Origin of the sequence: Pantoea sp. UBA5923, assembly GCF_002431095.1 — a bacterium.
GTDB lineage: Bacteria > Pseudomonadota > Gammaproteobacteria > Enterobacterales > Enterobacteriaceae > Pantoea > Pantoea piersonii.
This window is the reverse complement of the sequence record NZ_DJDN01000084.1, coordinates 316-2,464: the sequence shown is the minus strand read 5'-3', so window position 1 is coordinate 2,464 and position 2,149 is coordinate 316. Positions and strand designations below refer to the sequence as shown.

The following is a 2,149-nucleotide window of genomic DNA, read 5'->3' as shown; positions in this document are numbered from 1 at the left end:
CGGTGGTGACGCGCGAAGAGATGGAAAAGCGTCAGGTAACATCGGTAAAAGAGGCGTTCAACTACACGCCGGGCGTCCTGACCGGCAACCGCGGCAGCTCGCAGGTGATCGATGCGCTGTCGATTCGCGGCTTTAGCGAAACCAACACCAACCAGTATCTTGATGGCCTGAAGCTGCAGGGCGACAACTATTCTGAATTCGCTATCGATCCTTACTTCCTGGAGCGCGCCGAGCTGCTGCGCGGCCCGGTTTCAGTGCTCTACGGCAAGAGCAATCCCGGCGGCGTAGTGGCGCTGGTGAGCAAGCGTCCAACACAGGAAACGCTGCGCGAAGTGCAGTTCCAGATGGGTAGCGACAACCTTTTCTCTACCGGGTTCGATTTCGGCGGCTCGCTGGATGACGACGGCGTCTACAGCTACCGCCTGACCGGCCTTGCGCGCAGCGCCGACGCGCAGCAGGAACGGAATAAAGAGAAACGCTACACCATTGCGCCCTCGTTCAGCTGGCGCCCGGACGAAAACACCCGCTTCGACCTGCTGACCTATTTCCAGAACGAGCCGGAAACCGGCTATTACGGCTGGCTGCCGCGTCAGGGTACGGTGGTGCCGATCAGGCGCGCGGACGGCAGCGAATACAAGCTGCCGACTAATTTTGATGAAGGCGAAGAGAGCAACAAAATCTCGCGCAACACCAAAATGGTGGGCTACAACTTCGAGCACAGCTTCAACGAGACCTGGACGGTACGTCAGAACCTGCGCTACGCCGATCTGCGCACCGACTATCGCAGCATTTACGGCAACGGCTTTGATGCCGCTACCCAGTCCATTACGCGCGGTTCGGCGGTCTCTGAGGAAGAGCTGAATCAGTTCGCCGTCGATACCCAGGCGCAGGCTAAATTCGCCACCGGCGCGCTGGACCATACGCTGCTGCTGGGCGTGGATTTCCAGCGCACGCGTAACGATATCAATGCGCAATTTGGCACCGCCAGCAGCCTGAATGCCGTTAACCCGCAATATGGCGATGAGAGCGTTACGCCGTTCGATCCTTTCCAGCACCTTGATAAACAGCGTCAGACCGGCCTTTATGCGCAGGATCAGATGGCGTGGAACCGCTGGGTGCTGACGCTGGGCGGCCGTTACGATTACGCCATGACGTCGGTATACAATCTTTTTAGCGGAGCCTTTGATCGCCAGAACGATCAGGCCTTTACCTGGCGCGGCGGTCTGAACTATGTGTTCGATAACGGTATCGCGCCCTACTTCAGCTACAGCGAAGCCTTTATTCCCAACTCTGGTTCTACCTACGCAGGTCAGGCTTTTGATCCTTCACGCGCCAAACAGTATGAAGCGGGCGTGAAATATGTGCCGAAGGATCGCCCGATCACCATGACCGCTGCGGTTTATCAGCTGACCAAAACTAAAAACCTGACGGCCGATCCGGTAAATAAATTATTCAGCGTGCAGAGCGGCGAAATCCGCTCGCGCGGCGTAGAGCTGGAGGCGAAAGCGGCAGTTAACGCCAATATCGACCTGACGGCCGCCTACACCTACACCGACGCGGAATATACCCACGATACACAGCTGAAAGGGCGCACGCCGGTGCAGGTGCCGAAGCATATGGCGTCGCTGTGGGCGGATTATACCTTCCATGAGACCGCGCTCTCCGGCGTCACCGTCGGCGCAGGTGTGCGTTACGTCGGCGAAAGCAAAGGATTGTATGAGGAAAATGAGCGCAACGGCGCGAACTCAAACCAGAACTTTGATGTCGCTGGCTACACCACGGTCGATGCGACGCTGAAATATGATCTGGGCCGTTTCGGTCTGCCTGGCTCGTCAGTGGGCGTCAACGTGAAAAACCTGTTTGACCGCGACTATGTGGCCAGCTGTTACCGCGACTACGCCTGCTACTGGGGCGCGGAGCGACAAATTATCGGCACCGCTACTTTCCGTTTCTGATGCAACCGGGCGCCGCGGCGCCCGTTTAACCTGGGATGACCATGCAGCCTCCGCACGACGCAGCCACTTTTACGCTGGATAATGTCAGCTTTCACGTGCCCGGCCGCACGCTGCTGCATCCGCTCTCATTAACCTTTCCGCCTGGCAAAGTCACCGCGCTTATCGGCCACAACGGCTCCGGCAAGTCCACGCTG

2 protein-coding genes are annotated in these 2,149 nt (G+C 58.2%); both read left to right on the top strand.

Annotated features, from left to right (window positions below; translation table 11 throughout):
* The coding region (fhuA, locus tag B3797_RS19340) for a ferrichrome porin FhuA (RefSeq protein WP_311791923.1) at nt 1-1,955 on the top strand (1,955 nt) is incomplete at its 5' end.
* Nucleotides 1,956-1,990: 35 nt separating this feature from the next.
* The coding region (locus B3797_RS19335; protein WP_311791926.1) for an ATP-binding cassette domain-containing protein at nt 1,991-2,149 on the top strand (159 nt) is incomplete at its 3' end.